20 protein-coding genes are annotated in these 20,113 nt (G+C 62.8%); 8 read left to right on the top strand and 12 right to left on the bottom strand.

The features are described from left to right. Positions 1 to 109 precede the first annotated feature (109 nt). From ACUJ47_RS06350 to ACUJ47_RS06335, 4 genes are all read left to right on the top strand, one after another. On the top strand, positions 110 to 1,378 hold the full coding sequence (locus ACUJ47_RS06350; RefSeq protein ID WP_445537571.1) for an acetyl-CoA C-acetyltransferase: 1,269 nt from the start codon (positions 110 to 112) through the stop codon (positions 1,376 to 1,378). Positions 1,379 to 1,387: 9 nt separating this feature from the next. After that, positions 1,388 to 2,914 carry an acetyl-CoA acetyltransferase gene (locus ACUJ47_RS06345; RefSeq protein ID WP_445537570.1) on the top strand — a complete coding sequence of 509 codons (1,527 nt, stop codon included), beginning with the start codon at positions 1,388 to 1,390 and terminating at the stop codon, positions 2,912 to 2,914. Positions 2,915 to 3,015: 101 nt separating this feature from the next. Then, on the top strand, positions 3,016 to 4,131 hold the full coding sequence (gene hppD, locus ACUJ47_RS06340; protein ID WP_445537569.1) for a 4-hydroxyphenylpyruvate dioxygenase: 1,116 nt from the start codon (positions 3,016 to 3,018) through the stop codon (positions 4,129 to 4,131). After that, entirely contained in the window at positions 4,128 to 4,694 is a 567-nt protein-coding gene (locus tag ACUJ47_RS06335) for a VOC family protein (RefSeq protein ID WP_445537568.1), read from the top strand. Before hppD ends, ACUJ47_RS06335 begins: the two co-directional genes overlap by 4 nt. Before the next feature lie 12 nt (positions 4,695 to 4,706). On the opposite strand, the gene hemN is transcribed toward ACUJ47_RS06335, so the two are convergent. From hemN to ACUJ47_RS06280, 11 genes are read right to left on the bottom strand one after another with little or no spacing between them, the layout of a single operon-like run. Next, complete coding sequence (gene hemN, locus ACUJ47_RS06330; RefSeq protein ID WP_445537567.1) at positions 4,707 to 6,020, bottom strand: oxygen-independent coproporphyrinogen III oxidase; 1,314 nt, start codon at positions 6,018 to 6,020, stop codon at positions 4,707 to 4,709. A gap of 31 nt (positions 6,021 to 6,051) precedes the next feature. Next, a complete protein-coding gene (locus ACUJ47_RS06325) occupies positions 6,052 to 6,267 on the bottom strand; it encodes a hypothetical protein (protein WP_445537566.1) in 216 nt (71 codons plus the stop codon). Further along, positions 6,261 to 6,419, bottom strand: coding sequence for a cbb3-type cytochrome oxidase assembly protein CcoS (gene ccoS, locus ACUJ47_RS06320; protein WP_445537565.1), 159 nt, complete (start codon positions 6,417 to 6,419; stop codon positions 6,261 to 6,263). Before ccoS ends, ACUJ47_RS06325 begins: the two co-directional genes overlap by 7 nt. Then, on the bottom strand, positions 6,416 to 8,539 hold the full coding sequence (locus ACUJ47_RS06315) for a heavy metal translocating P-type ATPase (RefSeq protein WP_445537564.1): 2,124 nt from the start codon (positions 8,537 to 8,539) through the stop codon (positions 6,416 to 6,418). The genes ccoS and ACUJ47_RS06315 overlap by 4 nt, the downstream gene beginning before the upstream one ends. Continuing rightward, positions 8,536 to 8,997, bottom strand: coding sequence for a FixH family protein (locus ACUJ47_RS06310; RefSeq protein WP_445537563.1), 462 nt, complete (start codon positions 8,995 to 8,997; stop codon positions 8,536 to 8,538). The genes ACUJ47_RS06315 and ACUJ47_RS06310 overlap by 4 nt, the downstream gene beginning before the upstream one ends. After that, positions 8,997 to 10,535 carry a cytochrome c oxidase accessory protein CcoG gene (gene ccoG, locus ACUJ47_RS06305; RefSeq protein WP_445537562.1) on the bottom strand — a complete coding sequence of 513 codons (1,539 nt, stop codon included), beginning with the start codon at positions 10,533 to 10,535 and terminating at the stop codon, positions 8,997 to 8,999. The genes ACUJ47_RS06310 and ccoG overlap by 1 nt, the downstream gene beginning before the upstream one ends. Further along, positions 10,522 to 11,442, bottom strand: coding sequence for a cytochrome-c oxidase, cbb3-type subunit III (gene ccoP / locus ACUJ47_RS06300; protein ID WP_445537561.1), 921 nt, complete (start codon positions 11,440 to 11,442; stop codon positions 10,522 to 10,524). The genes ccoG and ccoP overlap by 14 nt, the downstream gene beginning before the upstream one ends. After that, the gene (locus ACUJ47_RS06295) at positions 11,432 to 11,596 is read right to left on the bottom strand and encodes a cbb3-type cytochrome oxidase subunit 3 (protein ID WP_445537560.1); all 165 of its coding nucleotides are present in this window, start codon (positions 11,594 to 11,596) and stop codon (positions 11,432 to 11,434) included. Before ACUJ47_RS06295 ends, ccoP begins: the two co-directional genes overlap by 11 nt. Beyond that, positions 11,593 to 12,354, bottom strand: a complete 762-nt coding sequence (gene ccoO, locus ACUJ47_RS06290) for a cytochrome-c oxidase, cbb3-type subunit II (protein WP_445537559.1) — start codon at positions 12,352 to 12,354, stop codon at positions 11,593 to 11,595. Before ccoO ends, ACUJ47_RS06295 begins: the two co-directional genes overlap by 4 nt. Before the next feature lie 11 nt (positions 12,355 to 12,365). Further along, complete coding sequence (gene ccoN / locus ACUJ47_RS06285) at positions 12,366 to 14,021, bottom strand: cytochrome-c oxidase, cbb3-type subunit I (RefSeq protein ID WP_445537558.1); 1,656 nt, start codon at positions 14,019 to 14,021, stop codon at positions 12,366 to 12,368. A gap of 18 nt (positions 14,022 to 14,039) precedes the next feature. Continuing rightward, on the bottom strand, positions 14,040 to 14,672 hold the full coding sequence (locus tag ACUJ47_RS06280) for a helix-turn-helix domain-containing protein (protein ID WP_445537557.1): 633 nt from the start codon (positions 14,670 to 14,672) through the stop codon (positions 14,040 to 14,042). Positions 14,673 to 14,957: 285 nt separating this feature from the next. On the opposite strand from ACUJ47_RS06280, the gene ACUJ47_RS06275 reads away from it, so the two are divergent. Then, positions 14,958 to 15,632, top strand: coding sequence for an OmpW/AlkL family protein (locus ACUJ47_RS06275; protein ID WP_445537556.1), 675 nt, complete (start codon positions 14,958 to 14,960; stop codon positions 15,630 to 15,632). Between the two features lie 18 nt (positions 15,633 to 15,650). Here ACUJ47_RS06275 and ACUJ47_RS06270 read toward each other — a convergent pair whose 3' ends face one another. Beyond that, a complete protein-coding gene (locus tag ACUJ47_RS06270; RefSeq protein ID WP_445537555.1) occupies positions 15,651 to 16,367 on the bottom strand; it encodes a Crp/Fnr family transcriptional regulator in 717 nt (238 codons plus the stop codon). A 76-nt stretch (positions 16,368 to 16,443) separates the two neighbouring features. Between ACUJ47_RS06270 and ACUJ47_RS06265 the strand changes: the two genes are divergently transcribed. The 3 genes from ACUJ47_RS06265 to ACUJ47_RS06255 all read left to right on the top strand — a co-directional run bounded on the left by ACUJ47_RS06265 (position 16,444) and on the right by ACUJ47_RS06255 (position 20,113). Further along, entirely contained in the window at positions 16,444 to 16,899 is a 456-nt protein-coding gene (locus ACUJ47_RS06265) for a potassium channel family protein (protein ID WP_445537554.1), read from the top strand. 207 nt (positions 16,900 to 17,106) lie between these two features. Continuing rightward, entirely contained in the window at positions 17,107 to 19,233 is a 2,127-nt protein-coding gene (locus ACUJ47_RS06260; RefSeq protein WP_445537553.1) for an FAD-dependent oxidoreductase, read from the top strand. Next, a complete protein-coding gene (locus tag ACUJ47_RS06255; RefSeq protein WP_445537552.1) occupies positions 19,220 to 20,113 on the top strand; it encodes a hypothetical protein in 894 nt (297 codons plus the stop codon). The genes ACUJ47_RS06260 and ACUJ47_RS06255 overlap by 14 nt, the downstream gene beginning before the upstream one ends.

Genomic DNA, 20,113 nt, shown 5'->3' with positions numbered 1-20,113 from the left:
CCGTCTCTCTCCAATATAGCAGGTGTTGCGTCTCGATTTGCGACTTATATAACTAGGTGGAACAGCATGTCCACGGGAAGCCCGTGGCCCCATCAAAAGGAATAAATCGATGGCTGAAGCCTACATCATCGACGCGGTCCGCACTCCTCGCGGAATTGGCAAGCAGGGCAAGGGCGCGCTCGCCGCCGAGCACCCGCAGCATCTGGCAGCAACCGTGCTCAAGGCGATCAAGGATCGCAACCACTTGGATACTGCAACCGTCGATGACGTGATCTGGTCGGTCTCAACGCAGGATGGCCTGCAGGCAGGCGACATGGGACGCATGGCCTCGCTCGACGCGGGCTTTGACATCACTTCCAGCGGCACCACGCTGGACCGTTTCTGCGGCGGCGGGATCACTTCGGTGAACCTCGCGGCGGCGCAGGTGATGAGCGGCATGGAAAACTGCATCGTCGCTGGCGGCACCGAAATGATGAGCCTTACCGCTCAGATGGCGAAGGAGAAGATGCAGGCCGGCCTCAAGCCGCCAATGATGGGTAGCTATAATGAGCGCCTGCAGAAGGTGCATCCGCAAAGCCACCAGGGCATTTGCGGCGACGCCATCGCCAGCATGGAAGGGTTCACTCGCGAAGAGCTGGACGAGGTCGGTTACCGAAGCCAGCAACGCGCCGCCGAGGCCATTGCGGCCGGGCGCTTCAACAAGTCGATCGTGCCAGTCGTGGACGATGAAGGCAACGTCCTGCTCGACCATGATGAATATCCGCGTCCGCAAACGACGTTGGAAGGCCTGGCGCAGCTCGAACCCGCCTTCACGAAGATTGCCGATGCCCCGCTCGACGCAAAGGGCACGACCTTCCGCAAATTGGTAAACCAGAAGTATCCCGATCTCGACATCAAGAACTTCCACCATGCGGGCAATTCGTCCGGCGTGGTCGACGGGGCGGCCGCCGTGCTGGTGACGAGCGCGGATTACGGCCGCAAGCACGGGCTCAAGCCGCGTGCGCGGATCGTTGCCACCGCCAATATGGGCGATGATCCCACGCTGATGCTCAACGCGCCAGTTCCTGCGGCGAAGAAGGTGCTGGCCAAGGCAGGACTGTCGATTGACGACATCGACCTGTTCGAAATCAACGAGGCCTTCGCGGTCGTCGCCGCAAAGTTCGTGCGCGATCTCGGGCTCAGCTGGGACAAGGTCAACGTCAATGGCGGATCGATCGCGCTCGGCCACCCGATCGGTGCGACCGGTTCGATCCTCATCGGTACGGTGATCGACGAACTTGAACGGCGCGGCGGGCGCTATGGCCTTGTGACCATGTGCGCCGCAGGCGGCATGGCTCCGGCGATCATCGTCGAGCGGGTCGACGACTACGTCGACTGAGGCACGTACATGATCGCAGACAACACGCCCGTAATCATCGGGGTAGGGCAGTATTCCGAACGTCCTCAAGACGAGGGCTACGAAGCGCTGTCCTATATGGACCTCGGCGGACGGGCGCTCGCGGCTGCGATCGCGGATGGCGGCGCGAGCGGCGATCTGGCGGGTTCGATCGACACGCTCGCCGCGATCCGCCAGTTCGAGATGTCGCGTCCGGGTGCGGAGCGCCCCTTCGGCGGTGCGGACAATGTCCCGCGTGCCTATGCCAAGCGTGTGGGGGCGAATCCGCGCCGCGCGATCCTTTCGACCACCGGCGGGCAGACGAACCAGCAAATGTTGGGCGAGTTTGCTGCGGAAATCGCCGCTGGCGAAAGCCAATGCGCCGCGATCGTCGGGTCCGAAGCGATCTCGACCGTACTGGCTCTGTCTGCAAAGGGCATAAAGCCGGATTGGTCCGAAGAAGTGGGCGGCAGCATCGAGGATCGGGGCTTCGGCCTCGATGGGCTGCTCGAACCGGGACTGATGGCACATGGGGCAGCGGGCGCTATCCCGCTCTATGCGCTGTGCGAGAACCGCCGGCGCGCCAATCTCGGGCTATCGCTCGAGCAATATCGCGTGAAAATCGGCGAACTCTTCGCACCGTTCAGCCGGGTTGCTGCGGCCAACCCCCATTCTGCCGCGCCGGTCGAGCGCAGTTTGGAGGAGCTTGCCACCGTCACCGATCGCAATCGCATCGTGGCCGAACCCTACACTCGCATGACGGTGGCGCGCGACCAAGTGAACCAGGCGGCGGCGATCATCGTCGCCAGCGCGAAGCTGGCACGCGAACTCGGCGTTCCGGAGGACAAGTGGGTGCATATCCATGCAGTCTCGGCCGCGACCGAGCTTGACCTGACGCAGCGGCCCGACCTCAGCCGCAGCCCGGCGTCGATCGCCTCGCTCGAGGCGGCGCTCGGGCGTGCAGGCAAGGGCATGAGCGACATGTCCTACTTCGACTTCTACTCATGCTTCGCGATCCCGGTGTTCAACGCGATCGACCATTTCGGCATTGCGATCGACGATCCGCGCGGGCTGACCCTTACCGGCGGGCTGCCTTTCTTCGGCGGGGCCGGCAATAATTACTCGGCCCATGCGATGTGTGAAGCGGTCGACCGCGTGCGTAGGGATCGCGGTTCCTATGCGCTGGTGGGTGCGAACGGCGGTTGGATGAGCAAATATTCGACCGGCGTCTATTCGACGACACCGGCGGATTGGTCCGCGAACGATCGCTTCGCCAAACTGCCCAAGGCTGACGATGGCGTTGCTCGCTGCGAAGGGGCTTTCGATAGTGCTGTCGTCGAGACTTACACCATCAACCACGGCAAGAATGGCAGTGCGGCGATCTTTGTCGGCCGCAACGAGGTCGGCGTACGGGTTTGCGGAAATGCCGACCTTTCGCACGAGCCAACGCGCGCGCTATTCGAAGGCGGAGAGCCCTTCGAGGGAAGGCTTGCGGTGACCCAGGACGAACGCGGGCGGAATATCGGCCGCGTCGCCTGAACCGGCGGAACCATGGCAGGATTGGCGCGCTTTTGACAAAAGGCGCTTTTTGACGTATTTAGTTTCAAACGAAACTATCCTGATTCTGTCCGAGGAATGGCATGACCAAGCACCCGACCGACCTGTTCGACAATCCCGCTGGCCTCGACGGCTTCGAATTCGTCGAGTTCTGCGCCCCGGAAAAGGGCGTTCTGGAGCCCGTGTTCCAGGCGATGGGCTTTACCCATGTCGCGACCCACCGGTCGAAGGACGTCCATTTGTGGCGCCAGGGCCAGATCAACCTGATCGCCAATTATGAGCCCAAAAGCGCGGCATGGTTCTTTGCGCGCGAGCACGGCGCCTCGGCTTGCGGCATGGCGTTCCGCGTCCGCGACGCGCGCAAGGCCTATGCCCACTTGCTTGAGAAGGGCGCCGAGCCGGTCCAGGTCCAGACTGGCCCGATGGAACTGCACATCCCCGCCATCCGCGGGATCGGCGGCGCGATCCTTTACCTGGTCGATCGCTATCCCGATGCCGCAGGTGAAGGCCTGTCGATCTACGACATCGATTTCGAATATTTGCCGGGCGTCGAGAAATTCCCGGTCGGCGCGGGCTTCCAACTGATCGATCACCTCACCCACAACGTCTACACCGGCCGCATGAAGTACTGGGCGGACTATTACGAGACGCTGTTCAACTTCCGCGAGATCCGCTTCTTCGACATCAAGGGCGAGTACACCGGTCTCACGTCCAAGGCGTTGACCGCGCCTGACGGCAAAATCCGCATCCCGCTCAACGAGGAAGGTGAAGGCGGCAAGGGCCAGATCGAGGAATTCCTGCGTGAATTCAACGGGGAGGGTATCCAGCACATCGCCCTGATCTGTGACAATCTGGTCAAGTGCTGGGACAATCTCAAGTCGCTTGGCGTGCCCTTCATGACCGCGCCGCCCGAAACCTATTACGAGATGCTCGACGAGCGCCTGCCCGGCCATGGCGAGCCGGTCGACCAGCTCAAGATGCGCGGCATCCTGCTCGATGGCACCACAGAAGGCGGCCAGCCGCGCCTGCTGCTGCAAATCTTTGCCGAGGCGCAGGTCGGCCCGGTGTTCTTCGAATTCATCCAGCGCAAGGGGGACGACGGCTTCGGCGAAGGCAATTTCAAGGCGCTGTTCGAAAGCATGGAGCGCGACCAGATCCGCCGCGGCGTGCTGGAAGTGGAAGGGGAGCCCGCAGAATGAGCGCGATCAAGCCTTCGGGTATCCACCACGCCGCCTATCGCTGCAAGGACGCGAAGGAGACGGTCGAATGGTATGGCAAGGTGCTGGGGATGGAATACACCACGGCCTTTGCCGAGGACCACGTGCCGTCAACCGGCGCCTATGACCCCTACATGCATGTCTTCCTCGATGCGGGGAATGGCAATGTGCTCGCCTTTTTCGAACTGCCCAACCAGCCCGATATGGGGCGCGACGAGAACACACCGCAGTGGGTCCAGCACCTCGCCTTTCGGGTCGCATCGGAAGAGGAATTGCTGGCTGCCAAGGCGCATATCGAAGGGCTGGGGATCGATGTGCTCGGCCCGACCCACCATGGTATCTTCAAGTCGATCTATTTCTTCGATCCCAACGGCCACCGGGTCGAGTTGGCGGCGGATATCGGCACGCAGGAGCAGTATGACGAGCTGAAGCGCGTCGCGCCGGTGATGCTCGACGAATGGAGCCAGACCAAGAAGGCGCCGCAGCACGCGGCCTGGTTGCACGAAATTGCGCGCGCCGAGCACGGGCTGGAAGCCCGCGATTGAGCGAGCGAACTTCTAGACTGCCGAGCTGAAGCGGCGCTGCGAATCCTGCCGATAGGGATCGAACAGCGCGGCGATGCTGCGCGAATAGGGCAGGCCGTCCGGCTTAATCCTGAGCCATTCGTCGTCGACCGTGGCCAGCCCGCGCGCAATGAACGGCTGCAAAGCAGTCCGCGCTTCGCCCATGAGCCGCGCACCCAGCCGCGCCTCTCCATCGCATAGTAACCGCTCTATCACCGCGCCGCGATAGCGGTCGTCGGCCGAACGCCTGATGCCGTGCGCCACCGGAAGGCGGTCTTGCGATAGCAGCATGCGATAACGTCCATTGTTCTTCTCCGTCTGCGCCAGCAGTTCGGGAAAGCTGCTGATTGCTGAAGCGCCCAATCCGATCAGGACTGAAGAACTGTCATCGGTGAAGCCCTGGAAATTCCGCCGCAACCTGCCGGTGGCGGCTGCAATGGCCAGCGGATCGGTAGCTGCCCGTGCGAAATGGTCGAACCCGACCGGGGCATAGCCGCGAGCGGTCAGGTAGTCGAAGCCGCGCGCGGCCATGTCGAAGCGTGCCGCCGTGCCAGGCAAATCATCCGCCGGTATTGCTCTTTGGCGAGGGATAATGTGCGGTACATGGGCATATCCGAACAGTGCGATCCGGTCTGCGCCCAGCGCCAGGCTGCGCTCCAGCGTATCCTCGAGATCCTCCCACACCTGCCCGGGGAGGCCATACATCAGGTCGAAATTGAGCGACGTCACGCCAGCCTGCCGCAGCCAGCCAACCGTTCGCTCAATCATCTCGGTCGGCTGGACGCGTCCGATTGCCTCCTGTGCCTTTGCCGAGAAGGTCTGCACACCCAGGCTGGCGCGGGTGATGCCGGAACTGCCGATCGCTTCGGCCCAGTCTTCGGTCATCGCGCGCGGATCGACCTCGATCGAGATGTCGGGGCTGGCGAGCCGGAAATGTACCGTCAGGCAGCTGAGCAGGCGCGCAAAGTCGAGCGGAGTGATCGCGTTGGGACTGCCGCCGCCGAATGACAGGCGCTTGACCGTTACCCCCCGCGGCAGGTGATCCGCCAGCAAGGCTGCTTCGCGGTGCAAGGCATCGAGATAGGTCTCGAGCCGCTGCCGGCGCCCCGCCGCGGCGGTGTTGCACCCGCAGTAGAAGCAAATCTTTTCGCAGAAAGGGATGTGAACGTAGAGAGAGACCTCTCCCTCGACGCGCTCAAGCGCTTCGATAAAGGCATGCCCGGGGATCGGGCCAAATTCAGCCGCAGTCGGGAAGCTGGTGTATCGCGGTACCGGCGTTGCCAGCAATTCAGGGTGATAAGGCCACATGCGAGCCTGATGCCGCTGTGGACGCTTCAGGTCATTGCGATCGGTCAAATTGCTTTCGGCAACTGCCCGCATGGCAAGCCTTGAGCGGGCAGGGCTCGGGCAGTGGTGCCGGTTCGTCGCCAAGCGGGATCGTGATCGTGCCGCCGGTGCAGAGCCGGGCGGTGATGGAGGGGCCATCGGCTTGCGCGGGCGGCGCGGGCAATGATGCCGCCACCAGCGCCAGAGCCGCCATGCGCGCGATCAGCACTGTTCGTCCTCTTCGTCATCGTCGATCAGGATGCGCTGCGCCGCTCCGTCGAGGTCCTCGAACTGGCCGTCGCGCATCGCCCAGAAGAACATCGCGAGCCCAATTGCGCCCATGCCGAGCGCCACTGGGATCAGCAGCATCAACCCGTTCATTTCGCCGCTCCTGCCAGGCGCAGCGAATTGCCGACCACGATCACCGAACTGATCGACATGGCGATCGCGGCGATGAGGGGGGTGACGAGACCGGCCAGAGCCAACGGCACGGCAAGGACGTTATAGCCGATTGCGAGCACGAAATTCTGCCGCACGATCCGCATTGTTGCCTTGGCCACCTGCACCGCCTTGGCGACCGGGATCAGCCGCTCGCCGATAAAGACCGCATCGGCCGCTTGCTGGCTGGCGTCGCTTGCGGTGCCGGGTGCGATGGCTGCATGGGCGGCGGCGAGGGCTGGCCCGTCATTGAGCCCATCGCCCACCATCAGCGGATGGCACCCTTGCGCCTTGAGGCCATTGAGCAGGTCGAGCTTGTCCGCCGGCGAAAGGCTGCCAGCGCTCGCCAGGCCGAACTTCTTTGCGACCGCCTCGACAGCATCTTTTCGGTCGCCCGACAAAAGCTCGGATTCGAGCCCCAGCGCCTCCAGCTCGTGCAGGGTCTCTGCAATGTCCTCACGCAGAGGATCGGCATAATGGATCAGCTGGCGTTTCTCGCCGATGCGAAGTTCGCTCATCGGGTGTTCCGACGTCTCGGATGGACGCGCGAGCGCCACCGGCGTCGTGCCGGACAGCGCGAAAATGCCTTCGCCCGGGCGCTCGGTCACATCGGTGAGTGGGGCGGGGAGCACGCCTTGCGCGAGCAGCGCCTTCGCCAGCCCCTTGCTCAGCGGGTGTCGGCTGTGCTGTGCGAGGCCAAGAGCAATCGGTTTTGCTGTATTGTCCAAGCCGCTCAGGTCAGGGCGCGGTTCGCCCAGCGTCAGCGTGCCGGTCTTGTCGAAGCGCACGCAATCGACCTCAGCCAGGCGTTCGAGCGCGGTCCCGTCCTTTACCAACAGGCCCTGCTTGATCAGCGTGTTGCTGGCAACGACTTGCGCCGCCGGTACCGCCAGGCCCAGCGCGCAAGGGCAGGTGATGATCAGCACTGCGATCGCAATCAGCAGCGACTGGTGCCAGCCGACGCCTGCCAGCATCCAACCGACGAAGGCGAGCAGGGCGAGCGTGTGTACTGCAGGCGCATAGGTGCGCGACGCGCGGTCGGCGATGCGGACATAGCGGCTGCGCGACTGGCCTGCTTCGTCCATCAGGCGCGCGATTTCGGCAATCCTCGTGTCGCTCGCCACTTCGGTTGCGCGCACCCGGATCGGCGCCATCACATTGATCGTCCCGGCGTGAACCTGGGCGCCGGGCGCGACCGGCTCGAGCCGGCTTTCTCCGGTCAGCATCGAATTGTCGATTGCGCTCGATCCGTCGATCACTTCGCCATCCGCCGCCAGTGCTTCACCCGCAGCGACCAGCATCACCATGCCCGGGCGGATATCTTCCGCAGCTACCCGGCTGGTGCTGCCATCTGCAGCCAGCACCGTCGCGCTCTTGCCCATGCGTCCCAGCAGGGAATCGATTCCCGCGCGTGTCCGGCCGCGCATCATCGCGTCGAGCGCTCGCCCGCACAGCAGGAAGAACAGCAGCATGACCGCGCTGTCGAAATAGGCGTGCACGCCGCCGGTGGCGGTCTCGTAGAAGCTCAGCGCGGTCGCCAGCAGCACGCCGATCGAGATCGGCACATCCATATTGGTGCGGCCATGGCGCAGCGCCATCCATGCGGAAGCGAAGAAGGGCCTGCCGGAATAGGCGATCACCGGGATCGCGATGATTGCGGAGAGCCAGTGAAACAATTGCTTGGTCACGCCGCCGGCGCCCGACCATACGCTGACCGACAGCAGCATCACGTTCATCATGCCGAAGCCCGCCACAGCGGTCGCGCGCAGCAGCATGCGGCGGTCGGCATCGTCCTGCCCCAGCGGATTGTCCTCAAGGCGCTGCGCTTCAAAGCCGAGCGCTTCGATCGCTTCGATCAGCTGCTCGCCCGTCAGGCCCGGATCATGGCGCAGCGCGACCCGCTTGGCGGAGAAGTTCACGCGCGCTTCGGCTATGCCTTCCACCTTGGGGAGCTCGCGCTCGAGCTTGGCGATGCACCCTGCGCAGCGCATGCCGGGCACCGTGAAGCGGCTGTCGACAAGTTTACCCCTATCGGCCTCAGGAAAGGCGTGCGGTGCGTTCACGGCAATTGCTGTTCCTCGCGCCAGGCTTGCCCGGCGGCGTCGATTTCGAGCCGGACGATCCAGCGCCCCGGATGCAACGGCTCGGGCGAGTTGAAGTCGGTCGGGTTTACCTGCTGCAGTTCGATCTCGGTCGGCTCCAGTTCGCCCAGCGGGCGGCGCAGGAAGGCGCGGACCTTGGCGGCTTCGGGAAGTCCTGCGGTTTCGACCACGAGTCGCCCATCGTCTGCGCGAGTCGCCTGCGCTTCCCAGCCTAGTGCGCGCTGCCGCTCGGCTTCATCCAGCCAGCCGTTGAACTTCTGGCTCGCGACATAGGTATTGTCGACGATCAGCCCGCCGAAGCCGCTGGTCGCAAGCCCCGCCATGTAGAAATTGACTGCCATGACGATCCCGAAGCCGGTGACCATCACTGCCAGCATATGGCGACCGGTAAACTCGCCTCGGATTGATTTCCTGGCCATCATTCGCCTCCGGGTGCGTTGAACAGCGTTTCGGAGCTGTCTTGCTCGGCCTGTTCATCGCGCGAGGTCAGGACAAAGGAGAAGTTCTGGCGGGCCGTTCCAGAAGGTGCGGCGACATAGGCGCGCACAGTCCGCGTCTGGTCCGGCCCAACCTCGAGCACATGGCTGCGCGCAGCATCGGTCTGCGCAATCGTGTCGGTCCACAGCACCGCGCCGGGAAGTCCCTCCAGCGCGATTTCCATGTCGCGCGGGCGGCTTTCCATATTGCGCAGCTTGAGCGTGTAGGCATTGCGCACGGATCCGTCGCGCAGCAGCATGAACGGCGGGTTGCGATCCGGCGACACGGTCAAGTCTGTATGGTTGCGCACGCCCAATGCGAACAGCAATGCGATGCCGATGCCGCCCCAGATGCCGGAATAGATCAGCGTGCGCGGATGCATCAGCGCCTTCCATGCCGAACGCGGCGGCTCGCCGGCCCGTTCTGCCTCGCAATCTTCCAGTGTGGCGTAGTCGATCAGACCGCGCGGGCGACCGATGTCCTTCATCACACGGTCACAGGCATCGATGCATAGCGCGCAAGTGATACAGCCGATCTGCGGCCCTTCGCGGATATCGATGCCGGTGGGGCAAACCGCCACGCACTGCAGGCAATCGATGCAATCGCCAAAGGCGCCGGGATTCTTCCCTGCCTTCTTCACGCTGCCGCGGGGCTCGCCGCGCCAGTCCTTGTAAGTGACGATCAGCGACTTTTCGTCGAGCATCGCGGTCTGGATGCGCGGCCAGGGGCACATGTAAATGCAGACCTGTTCGCGCATGAAACCGCCCAGCGTGAAGGTCGTCGCGGTCAACACGCCCACCGTCGCATAGGCCACCGGCGCTGCCTGCAGCGTGAAGAAATCGCGTAACAAGGTTGGCGCATCGGCGAAATAGAGAATCCACGCGCCGCCGGTGGCAAATGCGATTGCGAGATAGATCGACCATTTGAACAATCGGCGTGCGAGCTTGGACGCAGTCCAGGGCGCCTTGTCCAGCCGCGCGCGGGCGTTGCGATCGCCGTCGACCAGCCGGTCGACATGCTGGAACAAATCGGTCCACACGGTCTGCGGGCAGGCGTATCCGCACCAAGCCCGTCCCACGGCGCTGGTGACGAGGAAGAGGCCGATACCGGCCATGATCAGCAGCCCGGCGACGAAATAGAATTCGTGCGGCCAGATCTCGATCCCGAACATATAGAAGCGGCGGTTGGCGAGATCGACCAGCACCGCCTGGTCCGGGGCATAGGGCCCACGGTCCCAGCGGATCCATGGCGTGACGTAATAGATCGCCAGCGTGACCAGCATCACGAACCATTTGAATCGACGGAACGGCCCGTTGATCCGCTGGTTGTGAACGGTCTTATGCTTCTCGTAGAGCGGTTCGGGAACAGGCGGCGGAGCGGGTTTGCGCCCCGCCGCTTTTGGCGCTTCCGCGCCGGTCACAGCTCTCTCCCAGCGCTGGTCAGCGCCGGGATTGGCAGGTTGGTCGTCAGGGTTGTTCATTGCCCTCTGCCGCTGGCCCAGCCGCAGCCTCCGGTGTAGCCTCGCCGCCGCCCAGCGAATGGACGTAGGCAGCCAGCATCTTGATCGTAACCGGATCGAGGCGACCTTGCCAGGCCGGCATCACGCCATGCCGCGGGTTCAGGACCTGCGAACGGATGTCCGAGGCGGTGCTGCCATAGAGCCAGATCGCGTCATTGAGCGCAGGGGCGCCAAAGGCACGGTCGCCGCCGCCAGCGGGGCCGTGGCAGGCAAGGCAATTGTCCGCATAAAGCTGCGCCCCGGCGGCATTCGACTGGCCTTGCCCACTGAGCGAGAGGACATGCCCGACAAGGCCGTTGACCTGCGCATCGCTGAACATGCCAGCAAATGCAGGCATTAGGCTCAGATGGGTCTGCTCGTCGCCTTCCCAGCGGATGCCATGGCGGATTGAGAGCTCGATCGTTTCCAGATCGCCGCCCCACAGCCAATCGTCATCGTTGAGGTTGGGGTAGCCAGCCGATCCGGCTGCGCCAGAGCCATGGCATTGCACGCAATTGACCTTGAAGGCGGCCGCGCCACCGGCAGCTGCTTGTTGCAGCAGCTCGGGATTGGCGGCCAGCTCTGCAGTCGGGATCGCCGCGATCTGCGCGCGAACGGCGCTGCGACCTTCCTCTGCCTTGGCAAGTTCGTCGGCCAGCTGTCCGCGGCTGGTCCAGCCGATCATGCCTTCTGTGGCCTGGCTCAGCATCGGCCAGGCCGGATAGGCTACCGAATAGGCGACCGCCCAGGCGACCGTCGCGTAGAAAGTCCATAGCCACCAGCGCGGCAGCGGAGTGTTGAGCTCTTCGATGCCGTCCCATTCGTGGCCGACGAATTCGGTGCCGGTGGGCTCGTCGATGCGGTTCGGGGTGTTCGGATCATTCGCCATCGTCATGGTCCTTCAGGATCGAGTGGGCGGCTTCATCGTTGCGGTGTTTCGCTCCCGGGCGGAACGGCCATGCGCACAGCACCAGGAACAGGACCATCATGGTCAGCAGGCCATAGCTGTCTGCGAAATGGCGCCAGGTGTCGTAGTCGCTCATCGGCCTTTCTCCTCGGCCAGTTCCTGCTGCGCAGCGGCGCTGTTCACGTCGACCAGCGTGCCGAGCATCTGGAGATAGGCGACCAGGGCATCCATTTCGGTGACGCGCGAGGGATCGCCGTCAAAGTCGCGGATTTGCGCCTTGGGATAGCGTGTGGCCAAGTCACCCGGATCGGCATCGGGATCTGCCTGTGCGATCATGTCAGCAGCGGCCTTTTCGATGTCCGTTTCGGTGTAGGGCACGCCAACGCGGCTGAGTGCGGTCAGCATGGCCGACGGATCGGCCACCGTGAGCGTATTCTCCGCGAGGAAGCCGTATTGCGGCATCACGCTTTCCGGCACCACGCTTTGTGGGTCGGTAAGGTGCTGGACGTGCCAGGAGTCCGAATAACGCCCGCCGACACGCGCCAGGTCCGGACCGGTGCGCTTTGAGCCCCATTGGAAGGGGTGGTCGTACATGCTTTCCGCTGCAAGGCTGTAGAAACCGTAGCGCTCAACCTCGTCACGGAACGGGCGGATCATCTGGCTATGGCAGACATAGCAGCCTTCGCGGATGTAGATGTCGCGCCCGGCCTGTTCCAGCGGGGTGTAGGGACGCACGCCCTCGACCTTCTCGATCGTATTGTCGAGGTAGAACAGGGGTGTGATCTGCACCAGCCCGCCGATCGCGACCGTCACCAGAGTGGCGACTGCCATCAGAGTGACGTTACGCTCCAGCTTCTGGTGGCGCGTCGAGACTTGTTCGTTCTTATTGCTCATGGATCGCGCTCCTATTCGGCCGGAACTGCGTTGACAGGACGGTCGGCGTTCTCGTCATGCGGCGTCACAGCCATCGGCGCTTCGTCGCGAAGCTTGCCGAGCAGCGTCATCCAGACGTTGTAGACGAGCACTGCGGCACCGGCGAAGTAGAGCAGGCCGCCGAAGACGCGCAGGCTGTACATCGGTTTCAGCGCGGCAACCGTGTCGGCAAAGCTGTTCACCAGATAGCCGTCAGCGCCATATTCGCGCCACATCAGGCCCTGGGTGATGCCTGCCACCCACATGCTGGCCGCATAGAATACGATGCCAGCGCTCGCGAGCCAGAAGTGCCAGTTGATCATCCTCAGCGAATACATCCGTTCGCGCTGCCACAGCCGCGGGACGAGGAAGTAGATGCAGGCGAAGGTGATCATGCCGTTCCAACCCAGCGCGCCGGAATGGACGTGGCCGATGGTCCAGTCGGTATAGTGCGACAGGCTGTTCACAGCCTTGATGCTCATCATCGGGCCTTCGAACGTGCTCATTCCGTAGAAGGCCAGCGCCATCACCATCATGCGGATGATCGGATCGGTGCGAACCTTGTCCCACGCGCCGTTGAGCGTCATCAGGCCATTGATCATGCCGCCCCAGCTGGGCATCCACAGCATGATCGAGAACACCATGCCCAGCGTCTGCGCCCAGTCGGGCAGGGCGGTGTAGTGCAAGTGGTGCGGCCCGGCCCAGATGTAGAGGAAGATCAGGCTCCAGAAGTGGATGATCGACAAGCGGTAGGAATAGACCGGCCGCTGCGCCTGCTTGGGCACGAAGTAATACATCATCGCCAGGAAGCCGGCAGTCAGGAAGAAGCCCACGGCGTTGTGGCCGTACCACCACTGCGTCAGCGCGTCCTGTACCCCGGCAAAGGCGCTGTAGCTGCGCGAGCCGAGAAGGCTGACCGGCATCGCCAGATTGTTGACAATGTGCAGCATGGCGATGGTGATGATGAAAGCGAGGTAGAACCAGTTTGCCACATAGATATGCGGCTCATGGCGCTTCACGATCGTGCCGACGAAGACGATGAAATAGGCCACCCAGACCAGCGTCAACCACAGGTCGACATACCATTCGGGTTCGGCATATTCCTTCGACTGGGTCACCCCGAGCAAATATCCGGTCGCCGCCAGCACGATGAACAGCTGGTAACCCCAGAACACGAAACGGGCGAGCGAGGGAAAGGCCAGCGTGGCGCGGCAGGTGCGCTGCACGACATAGAAGCTTGTCGCGATCAGGGCATTGCCGCCGAACGCAAAGATCACCGCAGAGGTATGCAGCGGCCGCAAGCGCCCGAAGTTGAACCAGGGTTCGAGGTTGAGCTGCGGGAAGACCAGCTGCAGCGCGATGAATACGCCGACGAGGAAACCGGCCATGCCCCAGAAAATGGTCGCGATGACACCCCAGCGGATGGTGTCGTCGTCATAGCGCGAGGGCCCTTCCGGCATGCGGAAGATGCTCTGCGCCTTCGCCAGCGGATCGTATTGCCTTGCGGTCACTACGATAAAGATGAAGGCGACGATTGCGACGATCGTCATGTGAACGGCAAATGCCGCGTCCTTCGCCCCTACGATCGCAGCGATCGCGGCTAGCAGGACGACGGACCAGATGCCGATACGGCCTAAAACAGCTTGCATTGGTTCAACCCCCGTTACTCACCCGACCATAGTCGGCGATGCTAGGTCTTTGTTTGATGTTGCGCAATTTTCGGTTTCGACTTTCTGTGAAGCGATTTGCCCCGCCCGTACTGCAAGCCCGTCCAGATCATGAAGCCAGACTAGCGACCGGCCCGAAGTCGCGATCAAATGGCTGTCGCGCAATTCGGTGAACTGGCGGCTGACGGTTTCAATCGTAAGACCAAGGCTGTTGCCGATGTCACGGCGCGACATGGGCAGGTCGATCCGAATGTCCGTGCCATCGGGAATGCCGATACGTTCGGCCATCGCCAGCAGGAAGTCTGCGATTCGCTCCTGCGCGGCTTTGCGCCCGAGCCGGATGGCCTTGTTGCGGCTGCGCTGAAGCGCAAGCAGGGACCGGGCCAGGATGGTGCGCAAAACTTCAGGTTCCTTCTCGGCAGCGTCAAGGAAAGCATTGGCAGGAAACGAGATTGCGCGGCAATCGTCAAGTGCCACCAACTGCAGCCGGTCGCCTTCCCGATGGGGAACATGGACCATGTCCCCGGCAAAGTGGAATGCAAGGACCTGCTCGCTGCCATCGGGCATCTGCACCACCAGCTTGGTCGCGCCATCGGCCAGGAACACCAACTGGTCGACGTTGGGATCGAGCATGATTTCGTGGCCGCGACTTGCCCGCCTGAATTCGCTGATTTCGGACAGGCGAACAGGCAGATCGCGCGATTGGCAGCGCGACAGGATCGACCTGCGAAACCTCTCGAATGATGAAACTGGCACGGGCACTCCGCTTTGGTGACTGGAGCGCTTGTGCTGCATCGACCGGGATTAGTCTTTGATCAGGATCAATGAATGGAGGTCACTGGTGCCACTATTGATTCGCCCAAGCTGCAAAAATCCTGGGCCGCAAGGGGTGGCCGCTGCAGCTTAGGAATATGACAGATGAAGATCCTACTGATTGCTTCCACCGCCGCGCTGGCAGTGCTGTCCAGCCCCGCAATGGCGCAGGACGATCGCACGGGCGACATCCAGGTCAAGCTGCTCGGCACCGCAGTCCTGCCTGACGGCAAGATTACCGACGTCAAAGTTGATCCGGGCCTTCCCAATGGCACCCAGACCGCGGCCAATGACAATGTCGTGCCGACCGTCGCGATCGAATATTTCTTCACAAACAATTTCTCGGTCGAAACCATCTGCTGCATGACACAGCACGATGTCGACGGCACCACCGGGCTGCCGGGCGCCGAACTGGTTTCGAACGCGCGCGTTATTCCGGCGACCTTCACCGCCAAGTATCATTTCGATGCCGGCGGCGTTAAGCCCTATGTCGGCGCCGGGGCGACCTACTTCCTGTGGGTCAGCGACAAGCCCGGCGCGGCGACCACGCCCGCTCCGTTCAACGTGACCGACACCGATCTTTCGAACGAGTTTGGCTTCGTCCTTCAGGCCGGCATCGACATTCCGCTGTCGGACAATGGCTTTGGCCTGAGCCTCGACGCCAAGCGCTACTTCGTCGACACGACTGCAACCTGGCGTGCAGGCAGCACCACCGTGATCCAGACCGAGCACAAGCTCGATCCCTGGGTGCTGAGCGCGGGTGTAAGCTTCACGTTCTGACGCGCAGCGCCATCAAAACTATTCGGCACGATCCTCGAGCGCATAGCGGTCGAGGATCGTGACCGTCCTGCGCGAGGGCAGGTCGATCAGCCCTTGCGATTTCATGCGCGTCATCTGCCGGCTGACTGTTTCGATCGTCAGCCCCAGGACGTCGGCGATCTGCTGGCGAGAGAGCTGCAGGTCGAAGGTGATGCGATCTTCCTCGCCCGAATCGCTTTCTCCGGCGCGATCGGCGACCTGTAACAGGAAGCTGGCGATCTTCTGTTCGGCGTTCATACGCCCCAGCAGGAGCATCCACTTTCGCGTTCGGTCCAGTTCCGACAGCGTTCGTTCGAGCAGTTTGTGCTCGAGCCGCGGGTGTTCGCGCGCGAACCGGTCGAAGTCGCGCCGCTCGAACACGCAGACCTGCGCTTCCGTCAGCGCTTCGACGCCATAGGGGGTCGAGCCGCCGAAGGGTCGACCGAGGAAATCCGACGGGTATGCAATGCCTAGGATCTGCTCGCGCCCATCCGAAGTCTGGCTCGAAAGCTTCAACAGCCCGTCGATCACATTGGCGACCAGCACGGCTTCATCGCCTTCCCAGATCAGCTGTTCGCCTGCGCGCAGCTTGCGCTGGCGGCCGATACTGTTGAGCGCATTGAGTTCGTCACGGCTCAGATCCGAGCAGATCGCCCGGTTGCGCACCGTGCAGGTGTCGCAGAAACTCGAGGGTGCAGCGCTTTTCAACACGTCCATAGAGGTCCCATAACCCAGTCTCGCGATTGATCAAACAGCTTGCCCTTTTTCGCGCGTCTTGCGATGCACGCGCTCCATGCAAACCGCTCTGATCGCTTTGTTACTTATCGCGGCCACGATCGCGATTCATTACGAGGTTTTGAGAGTAACCTCGCTGCGGCTCACGCACCTCAAGATTCCGGGGCGCATGCGGATCATCATCATCCTTACTGCGGCGCTCGCTTCGCACCTGCTGCATGTGCTGCTTTATGCGATGACTTTCCTGTTCCTCGAAGATTTTGGCGGGTTCGGCACGATCGACGGCGACCGCGGGCATAATCTCGAGGACGCGTTCTATTTCTCGATCACAAGCTATACCACGCTCGGGATCGGCGACCTCGTTCCCACCGGCGAGCTGCGTGTGATTAGCGGAACGGAAGCGCTCAACGGACTGGTGATGGTCGGCTGGACCGCCTCGATGACCTATCTCTACATGGAGAAGTTCTGGCACCTCGACGGCTGGAACAATTCGCGCAAGCACAAGAAAAAGTAGGCAAGCGGCGCGCAAGCGCCATGCTCGAAAGCCGAACGCTCCTGTTGATGGTGCGGCATGCGCTCGACACATAAGTCCTGCGATGTCGAATGCTTGCAATAGTTTGGCGGATGGTATGTTATGCCCGCTCCGGGGGGAGCGATGGCAGAATTGTCTTTCATGACAAGAGTTCGCGGCTTGGGCACAGCGCCCGGGCTTGGCTGCTAGGTGGCGACACGAAAGACACGTGTCGCCGTTATCGGCGGCGGCTGTGCGGCCATGGCTCTGGCCTGGCAACTTTCCCGCCGTGAACTGCAAGATCGCTACGAAGTTACCATCTACCAGGAAGGCTGGCGGCTGGGCGGCAAGGGGGCGTCTGGGCGCGGTCCCAGCGGGCGGATCGAGGAGCACGGCCTGCATATCTGGCTGGGCTTCTACGACAACGCCTTCCGCATGATGCGCGAATGCCATGCCGAGCTAGAATCGGCAGGCAAGGGCGCGCTTTACGGCGATTGGCGCGAAGCATGGACGCCCGAGAACGACATTGCACTGTGTTCGCCGCGCGAAGGTGGCGGGTTCGAGAAATGGGCGGTGCACATGCCCCCGCGCGACGGGTTGCCCGGCGATCCGTTGCCGCCAGACGTCGTGTTCACTCTGCCCTACTATATGGCGCGCGCCTTTGAGCTGTTCCGGGCGCTGATCATGGACACCAGCCGCGATGGCGCAACCGTCCTTTCCGGCTTCGAGCGCCCACCGGAAGGCGATGTCGTCGCGCGGCTCGCCTATCTGGCCCGCTTGGGCACCTTTGCCGGTGCGGCCACTCTGGCCGAAGGACTGGGTGTGCTTGCAGCACTTCTTCGATCAGTCACGCCGCAAGGTGCAGACGGTCTGATGCGGGCCGCCGACGGATTGTTGGGGCGCTTGCGGCAATGGGTTGAGGATCGCTGGATCGCGAATGATCCCAACCGCTTTATGTGGGAAGTCGCCGACCTTACACTCGCGACGATCACCGGGCTGATGCGCTATGGCGTGATGGCCGATCCACGCGGGCTCGACGCGATCGACGATTACGAGTGCCGCGAATGGATGCGGATCAACGGCGCATCGGTGCGCGCGCTGCAATCACCCTTCCTGCGCGGCTTATACGACCTGTCGATGGGCTATGAGAATGGCGACCCCGACCGGCCTGCGCTTTCGGCGGGGCAGGGGTTGCGCGGGACCTTGCGCACATTTTTCGGCTATCGCGGCGCTTTCATGTGGCGGATGCGGGCGGGGATGGGCGATGTCGTCTTTGCGCCGCTCTACACCGCGATGAAGGCGCGCGGGGTAAAGTTCGAATTCTTCCACCGACTCACCAACATGGGGCTAGCAAGTTCCAAGGATCACATCGACACACTGACTTTCGACGTCCAGGCAAAGATCAAGCGCGGGCGCGAATACGATCCGCTGGTGCCGGTGCACGGCAAGCCGTGCTGGCCTTCGGAACCAGATTACGATCAACTGCTGCAAGGCAGCCGGATGCGTGCACAGGGCTGGAACTTCGAATCGCACTGGGACCGTAGGCGCGCGGAAGAAGAGACCCTGCGTGTGGGCAAGGACTTCGACTTCGTCGCGTTGACGGTTGGCGTCGGCGCGGTGCCGCACGTTGCAAGCGAATTGCTGGCGCATGACAAGCGGTGGCGAGACATGTGCGCCAATGTGGCCAGCGTCGCCTCGCAAGCGTTCCAGGTCTGGCTGACCGAGGATCTGGAAACCCTCGGATGGCCCGGGCCGACCTATATTACCGGAGCCTTCGCCAAGCCATTCGATACCTGGTGCGACATGGCTCATGTGGTGCCTGAAGAAGTATGGTCCGAGCCACCGGCGACGGCGGTCTATTTCTGCGCAGTTCTGCCCGACCCGCCAGAGCCGCCTTCGGATGACGACATCGGTTATCTTCAGCGGCGGACCGACGAAGTGCGCGAAAATGCAGCAAACTATCTCGAAGGTCCGATCCGAGCTGTTTGGCCCGGCGCATTCGAGGCAGACGGGAACTTCCGTTGGGAGATTCTCAAGGCAGCCGATGACGGGACGTCGGGCGCCGATCTTACCGGCCCGGCCCGCTTCGCCACGCAATTCTGGAAAGCGAATGTAAACCCTTCGGATCGCTATGTAATTCACACGCCAGGCAGCTGGCGGCATCGCATTTCACCACTCGACCGCAGCTATGACAATTTGACTCTTGCAGGCGACTGGACCGATAGCGGTTTCCATTCGGGTTGCGTCGAAGGTGCCGTGATGTCGGGGCTTTTGGCCGCACATGCCCTGTGCGGGTCCCCCAGGCTGGAGGATATTACCGCGTATGACCACCCGTAAGCCCGGACCGTCTGGCAAGAGCGCGCCTGCCAAGCGCATTGTTCGCCCCAAGGCTACGCGAAAGGGACCGGACCGTTCGGGGAAGGCAGCCAAGGAAGAGGCTGCGGCACGTCGCAATGCGTCTGCGCCGCCGCCACCATCACCTCCCCCTCCTCCCCCACCACCGCCGCCTCGCAATGATGGCCCGCAGGCGGCGATCGACGAAGCCGTGGCCGAAGCGGTCAAGTCAGGATACGATGTGCTGTCGCAGACCATTGCGCAGGGTCGGCAGGCAGCCGAACATTTCCGCCAGGGCGAATACAATATCCGCGATGTCCCGCACGATCTGCAGAAATTGACCCTGCACCTGCTGGGGCTGGCGCGGCAGCTCAGCGCGACGACGCTTGACCTGTGCGAACAGCTGGTACGCCAGATTCCTACCACCGGCGGCCCTCCTCCTCCGGGCGAAGTCGCCGCCGCAAACCCGCCATTCCGCGATTATAAGCCCGGCGATCCGGAGGATTCGACGCCGATCGAGGGCGGGCTGATGCAGAGCGCGCCGCGCACTGCCGCACCGGTTGCTTCTGCGCCCCCGGCTGGCGGCATGGCGCTTTCTGCCCAATTCACCGGGACCAATAAGGCGAAACTTTTGACCCCGATGCTGGCACGTCCGGATAACCCGACTGCCGTCTGGCAAATTACGGCCACCCCGCTTCAGCCTAATGCCGGGAAGGCAGCTCCGATCGGCAAGATCGAATTCGAAGCGGATTTGTCGCATGGCGGGGTGATCGCGACGATCGCCGTGCCCAAGGGGCAGCCACCCGGCGCCTATAGCGGGCTGGTCTTTGCCAAGGATCAGACCGTGCCTCTGGGCGCACTTGTCATCGAACTGGGCAAGTAG

The organism is Altererythrobacter sp. Z27, assembly GCF_052683155.1.
Note: the sequence above shows the minus strand (reverse complement) of the source record. Positions and strands in the feature narration are given on the sequence as shown.